Annotated in this window: 14 protein-coding genes; 3 read left to right on the top strand and 11 right to left on the bottom strand. The window is 72.2% G+C overall.

The window, feature by feature from the left end; genetic code table 11:
- Positions 1 to 451 precede the first annotated feature (451 nt).
- Complete coding sequence (locus tag MCHT01_RS06095) at positions 452 to 1,810, top strand: amino acid permease (protein WP_067063738.1); 1,359 nt, start codon at positions 452 to 454, stop codon at positions 1,808 to 1,810.
- On the opposite strand, the gene MCHT01_RS06090 is transcribed toward MCHT01_RS06095, so the two are convergent.
- The 4 genes from MCHT01_RS06090 to MCHT01_RS06075 all read right to left on the bottom strand — a co-directional run bounded on the left by MCHT01_RS06090 (position 1,777) and on the right by MCHT01_RS06075 (position 4,321).
- A complete protein-coding gene (locus MCHT01_RS06090) occupies positions 1,777 to 2,229 on the bottom strand; it encodes a DoxX family protein (RefSeq protein WP_067063736.1) in 453 nt (150 codons plus the stop codon). The genes MCHT01_RS06095 and MCHT01_RS06090 overlap by 34 nt on opposite strands.
- A gap of 94 nt (positions 2,230 to 2,323) precedes the next feature.
- The gene (locus MCHT01_RS06085) at positions 2,324 to 3,085 is read right to left on the bottom strand and encodes an HvfC/BufC N-terminal domain-containing protein (RefSeq protein WP_067063733.1); all 762 of its coding nucleotides are present in this window, start codon (positions 3,083 to 3,085) and stop codon (positions 2,324 to 2,326) included.
- Positions 3,082 to 4,011, bottom strand: coding sequence for an MNIO family bufferin maturase (gene bufB / locus MCHT01_RS06080; protein ID WP_084451999.1), 930 nt, complete (start codon positions 4,009 to 4,011; stop codon positions 3,082 to 3,084). Before bufB ends, MCHT01_RS06085 begins: the two co-directional genes overlap by 4 nt.
- 4 nt (positions 4,012 to 4,015) lie before the next feature.
- Positions 4,016 to 4,321, bottom strand: coding sequence for a BufA1 family periplasmic bufferin-type metallophore (locus tag MCHT01_RS06075; protein ID WP_067063731.1), 306 nt, complete (start codon positions 4,319 to 4,321; stop codon positions 4,016 to 4,018).
- Positions 4,322 to 4,492: 171 nt separating this feature from the next.
- Between MCHT01_RS06075 and MCHT01_RS06070 the strand changes: the two genes are divergently transcribed.
- Together MCHT01_RS06070 and MCHT01_RS06065 are read left to right on the top strand one after the other, a co-directional pair.
- Positions 4,493 to 5,056 carry a sigma-70 family RNA polymerase sigma factor gene (locus MCHT01_RS06070; protein ID WP_067063729.1) on the top strand — a complete coding sequence of 188 codons (564 nt, stop codon included), beginning with the start codon at positions 4,493 to 4,495 and terminating at the stop codon, positions 5,054 to 5,056.
- Positions 5,053 to 5,694, top strand: a complete 642-nt coding sequence (locus MCHT01_RS06065; RefSeq protein WP_067063727.1) for an NrsF family protein — start codon at positions 5,053 to 5,055, stop codon at positions 5,692 to 5,694. The genes MCHT01_RS06070 and MCHT01_RS06065 overlap by 4 nt, the downstream gene beginning before the upstream one ends.
- A 73-nt stretch (positions 5,695 to 5,767) precedes the next feature.
- On the opposite strand, the gene MCHT01_RS06060 is transcribed toward MCHT01_RS06065, so the two are convergent.
- The 7 genes from MCHT01_RS06060 to MCHT01_RS06030 form a co-directional block, all read right to left on the bottom strand.
- The gene (locus MCHT01_RS06060; RefSeq protein WP_067064031.1) at positions 5,768 to 6,367 is read right to left on the bottom strand and encodes a YbjN domain-containing protein; all 600 of its coding nucleotides are present in this window, start codon (positions 6,365 to 6,367) and stop codon (positions 5,768 to 5,770) included.
- Positions 6,368 to 6,543: 176 nt separating this feature from the next.
- Positions 6,544 to 7,392, bottom strand: coding sequence for a hypothetical protein (locus MCHT01_RS06055; RefSeq protein WP_067063724.1), 849 nt, complete (start codon positions 7,390 to 7,392; stop codon positions 6,544 to 6,546).
- Between the two features lie 11 nt (positions 7,393 to 7,403).
- Positions 7,404 to 9,257, bottom strand: a complete 1,854-nt coding sequence (locus MCHT01_RS06050) for a putative porin (protein WP_218017874.1) — start codon at positions 9,255 to 9,257, stop codon at positions 7,404 to 7,406.
- Positions 9,258 to 9,316: 59 nt separating this feature from the next.
- Positions 9,317 to 10,036 carry a hypothetical protein gene (locus MCHT01_RS06045; protein ID WP_245643175.1) on the bottom strand — a complete coding sequence of 240 codons (720 nt, stop codon included), beginning with the start codon at positions 10,034 to 10,036 and terminating at the stop codon, positions 9,317 to 9,319.
- Between the two features lie 9 nt (positions 10,037 to 10,045).
- Positions 10,046 to 10,456: an ExbD/TolR family protein gene (locus MCHT01_RS06040; RefSeq protein WP_067063721.1), complete on the bottom strand. Its 411-nt coding sequence runs from the start codon at positions 10,454 to 10,456 to the stop codon at positions 10,046 to 10,048.
- Between the two features lie 2 nt (positions 10,457 to 10,458).
- Positions 10,459 to 12,234: a DUF2341 domain-containing protein gene (locus MCHT01_RS06035; protein ID WP_067063719.1), complete on the bottom strand. Its 1,776-nt coding sequence runs from the start codon at positions 12,232 to 12,234 to the stop codon at positions 10,459 to 10,461.
- A gap of 21 nt (positions 12,235 to 12,255) precedes the next feature.
- Complete coding sequence (locus MCHT01_RS06030) at positions 12,256 to 13,980, bottom strand: ShlB/FhaC/HecB family hemolysin secretion/activation protein (protein ID WP_084452058.1); 1,725 nt, start codon at positions 13,978 to 13,980, stop codon at positions 12,256 to 12,258.
- Positions 13,981 to 14,203 lie beyond the last annotated feature (223 nt).

Genomic DNA, 14,203 nt, shown 5'->3' with positions numbered 1-14,203 from the left:
GAGCGATTAAGGCTCTGGTGTGCGACGGCCCTCACCCCCGCCCTCTCCCGCGCAGCGGGAGAGGGAGTCGCCAGCGCTCAGGCACTCGCGGGGCAGACAGGCCAAGCAAGACATACCCCCACCCCGAGATGGTGAGCGACGCACCCATCCTGAGATGTTGAGCGACGACCCCATCCTGAGATGCTGAGCGACGACCCCATCCTGAGATGCTGGGCGACGAACCCATCCCGAGATGCTGAGCGCATCGCGGCCCCTCGCCCACGGAGTGGGAGAGGGGTTTGGGGTGAGGGCCGTCGAAGTCAGCGAGCCTGCATTGCTCCCTCGCCCGCGCAGCGGAAGAGGGCGTCCAATGACCCCTCGCGCCCTGGCGCGAGGCATTTGTCCGATCGAGGAAAATGCCCGCTTCTCCGCAGCAGTCGGTGACGTGCCCCACGGCCGTCGCCTCAAGAGAATGCAGTCCTCCCCGCCAGACAACCACCTCCAGCGTGGTCTGAAGAACCGCCACATCCAGCTCATCGCGCTCGGCGGCGCCATCGGCACCGGCCTGTTCCTGGGCATCGCCCAGACCATCCAGCTCGCCGGCCCCTCGGTCCTGCTGGGCTACGGCCTCGCCGGTCTGGTCGCCTTCTTCATCATGCGGCAGCTCGGCGAGATGGTCGTGGACGAGCCGGTCGCCGGCTCCTTCAGCCACTTCGCCAACAAATACCTCGGCCACTTCGCCGGCTTCCTGTCGGGCTGGAACTACTGGTTCCTCTACATCCTCGTCGGCATGGCCGAGCTCTCCGCCGTCGGCGTCTACGTGCGCTACTGGTGGCCCGACATGCCGCACTGGGTCTCGGCCCTGGTCTTCTTCGCGGTCATCAACCTGATCAACCTGGCCAGCGTGAAGTCCTATGGCGAGACCGAGTTCTGGTTCTCCATCGTCAAGGTGCTCGCGATCATCGGGATGATCGGCTTCGGCCTGTGGCTGCTGATCAGCGGCCACGGCGGTCCCGAGGCCACCGTCGCCAACCTCTGGCAGCACGGCGGCTTCTTCCCCAACGGCGTGACCGGCCTGGCGATGGCCATGGCGGGGATCATGTTCTCCTACGGGGGTCTCGAGCTGGTGGGCATCACCGCCGCCGAGGCCGACGACCCCGGCCACAGCATCCCGCGCGCGACCAACCAGGTCATCTACCGCATCCTGATCTTCTACATCGGCGCGCTGGCCATCCTGCTGGCGCTGTACCCCTGGCAGAAGGTGGCCGGCGGCGGCAGCCCCTTCGTGCTGATCTTCCAGGCCCTGGGCAGCGACGCGGTCGCGACGGTGCTCAACATCGTCGTGCTGACGGCGGCCCTGTCCGTCTACAACAGCGGCGTGTACTGCAACAGCCGCATGCTCTTCGGCCTCGCGCAGCAGGGCAACGCGCCCCAGGCGCTGCTCGCGGTGAACCGGCGCGGCATCCCGGTCGCGGCGCTGGCCGCCTCGGCCGCCGCCACCGGTGTCTGCGTGCTGATCAACTACCTGATGCCCGGCGGCGCCTTCGAGTTCCTGATGGGCCTGGTGGTCTCGGCCGTCGTCATCAACTGGGCGCTGATCAGCGTGATCCACCTGAAGTTCCGCGCCGCCAAGCGCGCCGCGGGCCAGGAGACCCGGTTCAAGAGCCTGGGCTATCCGCTCACCAACCTGTTCTGCCTGGTCTTCATGGCCGGCATGCTGGTGGTGATGTACATGACCCCGGGCCTGCGCCTGTCCGTCTACCTGATCCCCGTCTGGCTGGGGGTGCTGTCGCTGGGTTACCTGGTCCGCCAGCGCCGCGCGATCAGCTGATCCAGCGACCAGCGGCCGCCGCCCCGGCCGAGCAGCACCAGCATCGGCGCGGCCCAGCTCAGGTGGGTGGGCCAGGCCGAGGGATAGACGAAGGTCTGGATCACCGCCGTCATGCCCAGCACGCCCAGCGCCGCGAAGCGCGTCCCCAGGCCCAGCACCAGCAGGATCGGCAGCGCGTGCTCGGCCGTCGTGGCCAAATAGGCCGCGATCTCCGGCGGGATCAGCGGCAGCGCGTAGTCCTGGCGAAAGAGCAGGAAGGTGGTGTCGGTCAGCGTGAACCAGCCCTCCACCTTGGTGCGGCCGGAAAGCCAGAAAACGCCCGCGATGCTGAAGCGGCAGGCCAGCAGCAGCAGGTCGTCGGGCAACACGCGGCGCAGCCGCTCGCCGAGACCGTCGAGCCCATCGACGACGCGGCTCATGAACCGGTCCACCGCCCCGCCCTGCGTGGCGATGGGCCGGCCGTGCCGACGAGGGGGACGGAGGTGGACTCGACCTCGCGGGGATGGATGGTGTTCATGCGGTGATCGCCGTGAAGGCGCCTCGTGTGATCAGACGGGCCAGCGCGGCGCCGGGATCCGTCATCGGGTGATGGCGCAGCGCCGCGTCGAGCGCCTCGCCGAGAACCAGTCCCCGCGCGCAGCCCACGAGCAGCGCGTGGTCGCCGGCATCCAGTTCGACGGCCTCGACCGCGCCCTCGGAGCGCGTCATCAGGACCGCCTGCCCGTGCCAATGCGGCGGATTGGGATCGTCCTTCGCCGATCGCGCCGCTTCCCACAGGCTGAAGACCGGCCAGTCCTCGCTGCGATGCCAGCGCGCGGCCGGATGCGGCCACAGCCGCAGGCGCGCGAGCCCCTCGCCGTCGGGTCCGGCGGGCCCCGCGAGCGCGGCCAGCGACAACACCGGGGCATCGGCCGCGACATGGCTCTCGCTCCAGAGCCGGTCCAGGCGCGCGACCTCGGACAGCCAGGGCCAGTCGTCGGCGTGCTCGCCCTGGGCGAGCGCGTGGGCGATGAAGTCGGGGAAGCGCGCGCCGTAGCCGTGCAGACCGCCGTCCGAGGGCGGCTGCTCGCGCGCGTAGGCCAGTGCGGTGGCGGCGAGCCAGTCGTCGCCCGCCAGCCGCCGCACCGCCGGGTACAAGGACCGCAGCGCGTCGATGCAGCCCTGGAGCACGGTGTTGCGATAGACCGCCAGGCCGGGCTGCGCGGCCCAGACCGACGAGGCGTGCTCGGCCCACAGCTCGCGCCAGAAACTCTGCTGGAACTCGGCGAGCGTCATGGCGAGACCTCCAGCGGCGCGGCGTTTCGAGCCGGCTGAAGCGCTCGCGGCCGCTGCGGTTCTTGCGGTGCTTGCGGTGCTTGCGGTGCTTGCGGCTGTTGAGCCTGCCGCGCGTGGAGCGCGTGGGCGATGGCGCGCTCCGCCATCAGCGCGTCGAAGGCCGGCAGCTTGCCGTCGCGCTCGAGCAGCGTGGGCCGCGGCCCGATGCGCGCGGTGAGGCACTCCAGCAGGGCCCAGACCGGTGCCGCGACGGGCGCGTCATGGCTGTCGATCAGCAGCCCGTCGCCGAGCGCCGGATCCGCCTGATGTCCCGCGACATGGATCTCCATCACCAACGCCCCGTCGACGCGATCGATCCAGCGCGCCGCGTCGACCCCGACGTTGGCCGCCGACACGAACACGTTGTTCACGTCGACCAGCAGCCCGCAGCCGCTGCGGCGCGCGAGCTCGTGCAGGAAGTCGACCTCGTCCCACTCGTGCGCGTCCAGGCGCAGGTAGTGGGACGGGTTCTCGATGGCCACGCGGCAGCCGAGCCGGTCCTGCATGCGCGAGACATTGGCCGCCACGCGGCGCAAGGCCTCGGTGGTGCGCGGCACCGGCAGCAGGTCCGGCGCGTAGGCGCCGCCCGAGCGGCTCCAGGCCAGGTGCTCCGACACCAGCGCGGGCCGCACCCGCCGCACCAGCGCGGCGAGGCGGTCCAGGTGATCGGCGTCCGGCGGCTCGTCCCCGGCCAGCGACATCGACACGCCGTGCAGCGACAGCGGATGCGCGTCGCGCAGCGCGTCGAGCAAGGCCAGCCGCGGGCCGCCCGCCACCAGGTAGTTCTCGGGATGGACCTCGAACCAGAGCCCCGGCGCGCGCGCCCGCAGCGCGTGCTCCGCGAATTCCGGCTTGAAGCCCAGGCCCGCGCCGAGGACGCCGCTCACGGCCTCAGCCCTTCATCGGGGTCAGCGAGCCCATGCCCTTGGGCGTCTTGATGCTGGTGCAGGTGCCCGCCGGCACGTACTTCCAGCTGTTGGGCTGGTAGTCGGCCTTGGCCGTGCCGGCGCAGGTGGTGCCGGGGCCGGCCGCGCAGTCGTTCTTGCCGGCCATCGCCACGCCGTAGCACTTCTCCTTGGCGTCGGCGGCCTTGGCGTCGGGCATCTGCGGCTGCTGGGCCAGCGCGGCGCCGGCGGACAGCGCGGCCAGCGCGGACAGGACGAAGCGGACGGAAGTCGAGGTGTTGGTGCTGTTCATGAGGCACTCCAGGTGAAAGTTGAAAGACGCTTGTGGGTCGGACGCCCCGCCCGCCGATGGCGCCGCGGTGACGTTCCGATGGCTAATTCGCGGCGGGCGGCCGCCGGGTTACAGCGCCACCTCGAAATCCCGCGACTATTTTTTTGAGGCCCGCTGTAACCTTTCCAGGCCATGACGCGAATAGATCCCGTGATCGCGACGGAACCCGAGCTGCACGCCCTCTTCCTGGCCGGACTGGACGGGGACGGGGCGGCCTACCACCTCTTCCTGCAGACGCTGGGCGCGCTGCTGCGCGGCTATTTCCGACGTCGCCTGCAGCAGCTGCCGGACGAGGTCGAGGACCTGGTCCAGGAGACGCTGATGGCCGTGCACGCACAGCGCCAGACCTACCGTCGCGGCGAGCCGCTGACGGCCTGGGTGCACGCGGTGGCCCGCTACAAGCTGGTGGACCTGTGGCGACGACGCGAGCGGCACGAGGCGCTGCACGAGCCGCTGGACGAGGAGCTGGCCGTGTTCGCGCAGGCGGACCACGAGGCCGGCGACGCGCGGCGCGATCTGGACCGGCTGCTGGACGGCTTGCCCAGCCACCAGCGGCTGTCCATCCTGCACACCAAGCTGGAGGGGCTGTCGGTGCAGGAGACCGCGCGCCTGACCGGCATGAGCGAATCGGCGGTGAAGGTCGGCGTGCACCGCGGGCTCAAGGCGCTGGCGCGCCAATGGAAGGAATCCTCATGAAGACCGACGACCTGATCGGACTGCTGGCGGCGGACACCGCCCCCGTCCCCCGACATGCGGGAGAGCGCCGCTTCGCGCTGGCGCTGGCGGCGGGCGCCCTGGTCGCGCTGGCCTGGGTGGCCGCCGCCTACGGCCTGCGGGCGGACCTGTCGCGCATCGTGTTCATGCCGGTGTTCTGGGAGAAGGTGGCGATGCCGCTGGCGGTCGCCGCGAGCGGGCTGGTCGTGGTCTTCCGCCTGGCCCATCCCGGCGCGCGGGTGCGGGGCTGGTGGATCGGCGCCGGCCTGCCGGTGCTGCTGCTCTGGATCTGGGCCGTGACCGTGCTGCTCCAGGCCGACCCGGCCGCGCGCGCGGACCTGCTGCTGGGCAGCACCTGGCGCGTGTGCGTGTTCAACGTGGTGGCGACGGCGCTGCCGGTCGGGGCCGGTCTGTTCTGGGCGCTGCGGGGGCTGGCGCCGACGCGGCCGATGCTGACCGGCGCGATGGCCGGCTGGCTCGCCGGCGCGGTCGGGGCCTGCGTCTACTCGCTGCACTGCCCGGAGATGGACGCGCCCTTCCTCGCCGTCTGGTACGTGCTGGGGATGGCCGCGTCGGCCGGCCTGGGCGCGTGGGCCGGCCGGCGCTGGCTGCGGTGGTGAGCGGCGTGGCGCGCCGCCCGATGACGCGGGCGGCGGCCGCGGGCGAGGCCGCCCACCCCTGAACGGGGTCAGGTCATGCGGGCTGGGCCGCGCCGTCGGCGAGGGTCGGGGCCGCCGCGTCGATGACGGGCGCCGAGGCCGACGCCCCGGTCGACTCGCTCGCCGCCGACGCCGTCGCGGTGGTGCTCTCCTCCGGCCGGAAGTTGCGGAGGAAGCTGAAGAACTGGCCCATCATCTGCGTCCACAGCTGCAACTGCACCTCCAGATGCGTGCGCGAGATGCCGCCCACGGCGATCACGTCCATCTCCAGGACCACATGCTCGCCATGGCGCGCGACGCGGGCGAAGCGCTTGGCGCGATGCCAGTCCGACAGCAGCGACTCCGGCAGCGTGCCGCCCTGCACCCGCAGCGGGCAGCTCAGCGTCAGGTCCGCATAGCGACGCTGGCCGGCGGCCGGTCCCGCGTCGACCACCGGCGCGGGGTTCCCCCACAACACCTGGAAGCCGATCCCCTGGCTGGCGCTGTGCAGGAGCACCACGCCGTCCTGCTCGACCGGCGTGACGCCGCAGCCGGCGGCCTGGATCGCCGCGGCGACGACGCCGGCGTCCAGCGCGGTCAGCAGGGCCGCGTCGGCGGCGTTCGGGGTCGGTTGCTCGTTCGTCATGGTCATCATGCTCGTATTCGTGTTCGTGCTGCTCGCGCAGCGGGTCTCGTTCGGGGCAATCGCCGACATCGCTGACATCGCCGAAGCACCGATCACGCGCGTGCCGTCGTCCGCGCCAGACCGCGCGCGCATCGGATCGAAGGGGCGCCACCGCGGGTGCCGCGGCGGGCGCTGCCCCGGGAGGTTCACCGCCCGCCCTCAGCCGGCGCCTGCGTGGCGGCGGATCCCGTCGGCGTCGCGGTGGGCGCGGCCGGCGCCGGCTCCTGCGCCGCGCGCGGGTCGAAGCGACCGTCGTACAGCTTGTCGCCGTACTGCTGGGCGACCTCGTCCAGGCGCACGCGGCTCCTCGCGGCGAAGGGCAGGCGCGTCGCGAGGATCGTGCCCGGGCCCAGCGTCTCGTAGGCCTTGAGCACGTCCAGCCCCACCTCGTACAGCTGCTGGTTCTTCACCTGGCATTGCTTGATCGCCGCGTCCTGCGCGGCGGCGCCGGCCGCCAGGCGTTGACGCTCGGCCTCGGACTCGCGGGCCAGCTTGAGCAGTTGGTCGTAGGCGGCCCGGAACTGCGCCACCTGCGCGGTGGAGCGCTCCGACGCGCCCTGCGCCGCGTCGCGCGCGGCGGCCAGCTGCTGATCGCGCTCGTCGCGCTGACCGCGGGCCTCGCGCTCCCGGGCCAGCGCGGCGCGGCTCTCGGCCAGCTCGCGGCGCAGCGCCTCGAGCTCCGCCGGCCTGGCCGCCGGCGCGGCCGGCGCGGGCGCGGCGCTCTTCAGCGCGGCCAGCTCGTTCTGGGCCTGCTGCAGCTGCGCCGTGGTGGCGCGCAGCTGCGTGCGCAGACGCTCCTCCATCGATGGCTGCGCGCCCTGGGCCTGCGCCGTCCAGGGCGCGGCCAGCGCCAGTCCGGCGAGCATCGCGGCCACGGCGGCCCGCGGGCCCGATCGTGCCAGGGGCGATCGCGCGCCCACGGGCGTCGCGGAGGGCGACGGCGGGATCGCCGTCGACCGCGTCGGGCCGTGGCGGGACAGGGATTCGGAAGGCATGGGCGTCGTCCTCAGAAGCGGGCGTTGAAGTCGATCTGCAGCGTGTCGATGGACATCGGCGCGCCGTAGACCTCCTTCGACGAGATCCAGCGGCCGGTGAACCACGCGTTCTTGTCGAAGGCGTAGGAGCCGCCCACGATGAAGCCGCGCGCGTTCGTGCCGCCGCCGTGGAAGGTCGAGTCGTTGTAGCCGTCGGGCAGCGCGTCGGGCTCGATGCGCTTGTAGGCGGCCAGCACGTTCCATTCGCCGCGCGCCTGCACCGTCGGCCAGCCGAAGGTGGCCTGGAGCAGGTAGGCCGAGCCGCCGCTGCGGAAGGCCGCGCGCGTCGTGCCGCCCGAGCCGTCGAAGTTGTTGAGGATGTTGTTGCCCGAGCGCGCGAACATCTCGTCGGCCTTGTAGGCCAGGTTGCGCAGGTAGTTGCCGTCCAGGCGCAGGCCGTAGCTGCCGGCGATGCGCGTGTCCCAGCGCAGGTTCACGTCCAGCAGGCGGAAGCGCGAGGCCAGGCCGAAGTACTGCGGCATCGGCGTGTTGGCCGGGTTGTCCGGATTCAGCGCGATGTCGCGCAGCGCCATGATGGTGTTGCCGCGCTGCATGAAGACCGGCCGCGACCAGTCGGTGCTGCAGTGGTCCTCGCCCGCGTACAGCGCGCAGGGGGCCGAGCGCACGCCACTGATGTTGCGGAAGTCGTAGCCCGCCACTGCGGCCTCGACCCGGTTGGACGCGTCGAGCTGCCACTTCACGCCGCCCTGCAGGCCCAGCAGCCACTTGTTCTTGCTGGCGGTCTTGTTCTGCGCCGTCTTGGGGAAGTCGGCGCCCAGGTACTCCAGCGGGATGAAGCCGCCGGTGCCGAAGAGCTCCACGCCCGGGTTGTTGGACGGCACGAACCTCGCCTTCGCCGCGACGCCGTCGAAGTTCAGGTCGGACGAGAACAGCACGTCGGTCGACACGAAGGGGTTGCCGAAGCGGCCGCCCGTCAGCGTCAGCCCCTTGAGCGGCGCGTAGGACAGCCAGGCCTGGTCCAGCCAGATCGACTTCTTGCCGAGCCCGCCGCCCAGCGTCTGCGTCGTGGAGACGGGGCTGGCGTCGCTGCCGGTGGCGACGCGCACGCCGGCCTGGGTCTCGTCGGACAGGGTGGCCACGACGCCCAGCCGGGCGCGCACGCGCCACAGATTGTCGCGGTTCTGGCGCGTGTTGAGCAGCGGCGGCAGGCCCGCGGCGGTGTTGGGGTTGACGTCGTAGGCGTTGCCGTCGTTGATGGCGGCGAAGTTGACTTCCTGGTTGCTGTTGTTGCCCGAGTAGAGCCGCGACTCGTTGCGCAGCCGCACGTCGCCCTCGACGCGCACGCGCTTGGACCACTCCGGCGTCTCGTTCGGCGCGGCCCAGCCCTCGGCCTTGGCCTGTGCCATCACCTCGGCGCGCACCTCGTCGCGGATCTGGTCCTTGACCACCTGCGGCACGTAGGTCACGCGCACGTCGCCGCCCTCGGCCCGCGTGACCGCGCCACCGGCGGCCGCGACCGCCCCCCCGGCGCCCGCGCCGGCCGTCGCGGCCTTGCGCTGCGCGGCCTGGTTGGCCATGGCCTCGGCCTGGGCCTGCGCCAGCAGTGCCTCGCCCACGTCCTTGGCCAGCGCGCCGCTCTTCATGAGGCCGCGGATCAGCTGGACCATGGTGCTCTCGCCGGCGGGCGTGCCGCCCGCGGCCTGCGCGTGCGCCAGCACCGGCGCGCACAGCGCGGCCAGCGACAGCAGGCTCGCGACGGCCACGGTGTTCAGCGGCCGCGCGCGTCGCGGCGCGGGGGCGGCGTCGACGCGGTCCACCGCGCCGGCCAGGGGGAATCGTTCAGCAACTTGTTTCATGACGATCATGACGAACTCTCGAAAGTCGGAATGAGGGGGCGTCGCGGCCGCTCGCCGGCCGCGCGGGCTCAGGGCCGCACGCCCTTCATGGAGACACGCATCGGGTAGCGCATGGACGCGGGCGGGCGCTCGTCGAGCGCCTCCAGCTCGCGCAGCACCGCCAGCACCAGGCCGTCGGTGCGCGAGGTGCCCGAGCCCTGCACCAGCTCCACGCGGGAGGGCTTGCCCGCGGCGTCCAGCCACAGGTCCAGCCGCAGGTCCTCGAAGGCCAGCTGACGCGTGCGCGGATCCCGCGACAGCGCCTGCTGCAGCCGGCTGGAGACGTAGCGCGCATAGCTCGCGCCGCCCAGGCCGCCACCGCCGGTCCCGGTGCCGGCCGAGCCGCCGCCACGTCCGGCCTGGATGCCGAAGGCGTCGTTGCCGGCCTGCGCGTCGCCGGCGATGGTCACCGGGTCGCCCAGGTCCTTGGCCGCGTCCGGCGCCTTGGCGTCGTCCATCGGCTTGTCGGCCGGCTTCTCCGGCGTGGGCGTCGGCTCGACGATCTTCTCGGGCTTCACGGGTTCCGGATCGGGGCGCTTCTCGGGCTCGGGCGGCGGTGGAGGCGGCGGGGGCGGCGGCAGCGTCAGCAGCGCGGTGCGCGGCGCCTCGCGACGCTGCGCGGCCGTGTCCGACAGCAGGTGCCAGAGCAGGCCCGCCGCCAGCAGCAGCACGCCCGCGCCGACGGCCCAGCCGCCCCAGCGGCGCCAGAGCGCGCGCAGCGGCCCGGGGGAAAGACGGTTCGAGTCCACGCCGCGTCCTCAGCTGGGCTTGCCCGTGACCAGGCCGACCTGGTTGAGCTCGATGCGACGCAGCAGGTCCAGCACCTCGACCACCTTGGCGTACTGCACGGCGGACTCGCCGCGCACGATCACCGGGAAGTCCGGGGTCAGCGCCTTCTCGGTGCGCAGGCGCTCCTCGAGCTCCGCCAGCGACACCGGGTAGGCGTCCAGGAAGATGCGGCCGCCCGCGTCGATGGTGATGGCCTTGGTCTTGGGCTTCTCCAGCGGCGTGGACGAGCTGGCCTTGGGCAGGTCGACCTTGATGCCGGGGATGCTGGCGTTGCTGGTCAGGATGAAGATGACCAGCACGACCAGCAGCACGTCGACGAAGGGCGTGATGTTGATGCCGCCGGCGCGCTTCTTGACGCCGAACTTCGCTGCGCTGGCCATGGTCAGGCGCTCCGCATCGTCGTCACCGGCGCGCGCGCCTGGCGGCCCTCGCCCTGCTCCTCGGCCAGGCGGGTGGAGAACTCGTCGACGAAGACGGCCATGTCGGCGCCGATCGCGTCGGAGCGCGCGGCCAGCCAGTTGTAGCCGAACAGCGCCGGGATCGCGACGCCCAGGCCCGCGGCCGTGCACAGCAGCGCGGCGGCCATGCCCGGCGCGACCGAGTTGATGTCCACCGCGCCCGCCATCGCGGCCACGACGAAGACCAGCATGATCCCGATCACGGTGCCGAACAGGCCGACGTAGGGCGCGCCCTCGATGGTGGTGGACAGCCAGTTCATGCGGCGCGCCATCTTCTCGGACTCGCGCACCATCACGCCGTCCATCGCGGCGCGGATGGCGCCGATGGTCGAGGCGGACACCGCGTTCACGTCGTAGCCGCGCTCATGGCGGCGCTGCAGTTCCTCGATGGCGACGGCATACAGGCGCCACAGCGGGGAATCGGCCTTCACCGCCGCGGCGACGCGGTCGCCGCTGGCGAGCGAGTCCAGCGGGTTGCCGGCGGTCTCGCGGAAGCGGGTCATGAAGTCCGTGTTGGCGCGCTCCATGGCGCCGAAGGCGCGGCCCTTGCCGATCATGATGATCCAGGACACGGCCATCATCAGGCCCAGGATCGCGACCACGACCCAGGCGTCCAGCGGCATCGCGGCCAGGATGAAGCCGAAGTGGCTCTTGCCCGCCTGCTGCTCGTCGGCGCCGAACTTCGTCAGCTTGGAGTCGGAGCCCTGCGACACCGCGTCGGCCAGCAGCAGCGCGTCGGGGCGCGCGACCTTGGACAGGCGCAGCTCGTCGATCGCGCCGGCGAAGGCGCCCTGCCCTTGCGGGCCGTCCGCGCCGACGGCGGCGGCGGTGCCGAGCGCCGGCAGGCCGGTGCTCAGGCGCGAGGCGACGCGGCCGCCCACCAGCAGCGTGACGCTGTCGGCCGTGGCCTTGAGCGCCAGGTGCGACCACTGGCCGGCCTGCACGGGCTGGCCCGGCGCGCTGCGCTGGCCGTTGACCTCGACGAAGGGCACGCCCTGGTCGACGCCGAGGATCAGCTGCGCACTGCCGTCATGGCGCGCGTAGACGATCTGGCGCGGTCCCAGCGCCTCGGGACGGATCCAGGCGCTGAAGGTGAAGGGCGAGCCCGCGGCCACCGCCAGCGAGGGCGAGGCCGGCAGCATCAGCGGCGCGCGGCCCAGCTGCGCGCCGCGGCCGATGACGGTGCCCTCGGCGGAGACCACGGTGGTCTGCGCGTTGTTCCCGTAGGCGGTGGTGTCGCGGGCCGGGGCGTTGGCCTCGGCGAAGTGGTAGACCAGCGTGTAGTCCGGGTCGAAGCTGCGCTGGCCGTTGCCGGAAGCCGCCGCCTTCTTGTTCCCGTAGTACATCCAGATCTGCTGCGGCGTGCCGGCCGGCAGCGCCGGCACGTCCACCCACACCAGGGCCATGCCCAGCAGTGGGTCGAACTGCTCGATCTGGTGGTTGAGCACGGTCTTGTCGTCGGCCGCGACGAAGCGCAGGTCGGCGCCGTTCTCGGACACGCCCTCGAAGCTGAAGTTGCCGGTGTGCAGGCGCACCAGCACGGGCGCGCGGCCGGCGTCGCCGCCGATGGCCGCGCCCTGCGGGCCGGCGTCCAGCGTGATGGGCTTGCGGTAGGCCCAGTCGGGTTGCCACCAGGCGTGGGACAGGCCCGGCCACAAGGCGCCCATCAGGGAGAGCGCGAGAAAGAGGATGCGTCGCATGACAGGGTGCTCCTGGCCGGCTCAGTAGCTGGCGTTGAGATTGAAGGTGAGGCGCGCGTCGTGGAGGCGGGTGCGCTCCCCCGCGCGCAGCGGGTAGCCGTAGTCCAGGCGGCCGCTGAGGCCCGGGCCCAGCGCGAAGCTCGCGCCCAGGCCTCTCGAATACAGCGTGAAGCGGCTCTGCTGCTCGGGCAGCGGGTCGCGCAGGCGCAGATGGCCGAAGTCGAAGAAGGCGTACAGGCGCGCGTTCTCGAGCGCGATGGCCGAGAGGCTCAGCGCCGGGCTGCGCAGCTCGAAGGAGCCGACCACGCCCACGTCGCCGACGCGCTCGGCCGACAGGTAGCCGCGCACCGAGTTCATGCCGCCGGCGGCCATCTGCTCGGCCGACACCAGCGCGGAGTCGCTGGCCTGCACCGCCAGGCGCGTGGCGATCTGCGCGCCGCCCCAGAGGTTGTGGCTGCCGTTGAGGTCGCCCTTGAGCACGAGGAAGCCGGGCGAGGCCTTGTAGCGCTTGTAGTCGAACTGGCGCCAGTCGCTGCCGTAGCCCAGCAGGCCGCGGGTGCCGACCACGGCGGACACGCCCAGCGCGAGCTGGCTGTCCTCGCCGCTGCGAACGCCGGAGTAGCTGAGCGTCAGCGGGACGTAGTCCAGCGGCACGTTGTCGGCGGTGACGCCGACGCGCACGGCCTCGCGGTTGCGCTTGACGTCCAGGCCCAGGCTCAGCGCGTGCCACCACACGCCGGCATCGGGCACGGTGTAGGTGGCCTTGAGGCCGGCCGCGTGGCCCTTGCCCAGCACGGTGGTGCCGCCCAGCGTGGCGATCTGGCTGTCGGAGACGTAGCCCGAGGCCTCGACGGCCCAGTGGCTGCCTTTGATCGGCGCGGTGTAGGACCCGGAGACGACGTTGGTCTGGCGGTAGTCCTGCGGCGTCGCGAACAGGCTGAGCGAGGCGCTGTGCCCCGCCTGCCAGAGGTTGTCATGGCCGACGGACAGGCTGGCGCGCAGGGCGCGGGTGTCGGCGCTCTTGTCGTTGTTCAGGCCGGCGCTCACGCGCCAGGGGCTGCGGTCGTCGACCTTGAGGTCCACGTCCATGGTGCCGGGCATGGCGCCCTGGCGGACCAGGGGCATGACCTGGCGCTGGCCGCCGCGGTTGAGCGCGTTGAGCTCGGTCTGCGCCTGCTGGAAGTTGGGCACCTCGCCCTCGCGCAGGGACGGGACCTGGTCGCGCAGCTCGGTCAGCGAGGAGTACTCGCTGCCGGTCACGCGCAGGCGGCCCACGCGCACCTCGCTGACCTGCAGGATCACGACGCCGTCGGTGACCTGCTGCTCGGGCAGGTCGACGTAGATCGACTGGTAGCCGGCGGCCTGGTAGGCGGCGGCCAGCGCCTCGCGCGCGCCGTCGATGTCCTTGCGGGAGCGGGCCGGGCCGAGGTAGGGCAGCACCGCGCGCTCGATCGCGCGGGCGTCCAGCACGGTGTTGCCGCGCACCAGGTACTCGTAGACGTCGACGGGGCGGGTGTCGTCGGCGGCCGGCGCGGTGTCGGCGGGGGCCTGGGTGGGCGCTTCGGACGTGGTCGGCGCGCCCTGCCTGGCGGGCGCGACATCGGCCTTGGCGGGCGCCTCGGACGCGGCCGGCACGCCCTGCGCGGCTGGCGCGGCCTGCGCCTGCGCCAGCGAGGCGCCGAGCACGCCGGCGGCGGCGCAGGTCGCGCAGACCACGCGACGCGGCACGCCAATGCTCCCGAACATCTTCTTCTCCCTCATCTTGTTTTCCTCAATCCCTGTGACTGCCTGCTCTCTAGACGGGCTGGCCGGGCCGAAACCACCGGAGGTCACGAAAACTTCATAAAAATCTTTGTGGGCTTGCGCGGGTGACCCAACTTCGTCTCTGGCATGCGACGGCCCTCACCCCAAACCCCTCTCCCACTCCGTGGGCGAGGGGCTTAGACGCGCTGGTTCCTGCATTTGGCGC

The sequence above is a fragment of the Mitsuaria chitosanitabida ATCC BAA-476 = NBRC 102408 genome (genome assembly GCF_001598255.1).
In the GTDB taxonomy this organism is placed as follows: Bacteria; Pseudomonadota; Gammaproteobacteria; order Burkholderiales; family Burkholderiaceae_C; genus Roseateles; species Roseateles chitosanitabidus.
This window is presented reverse-complemented; position numbering and strand designations above follow the sequence as displayed.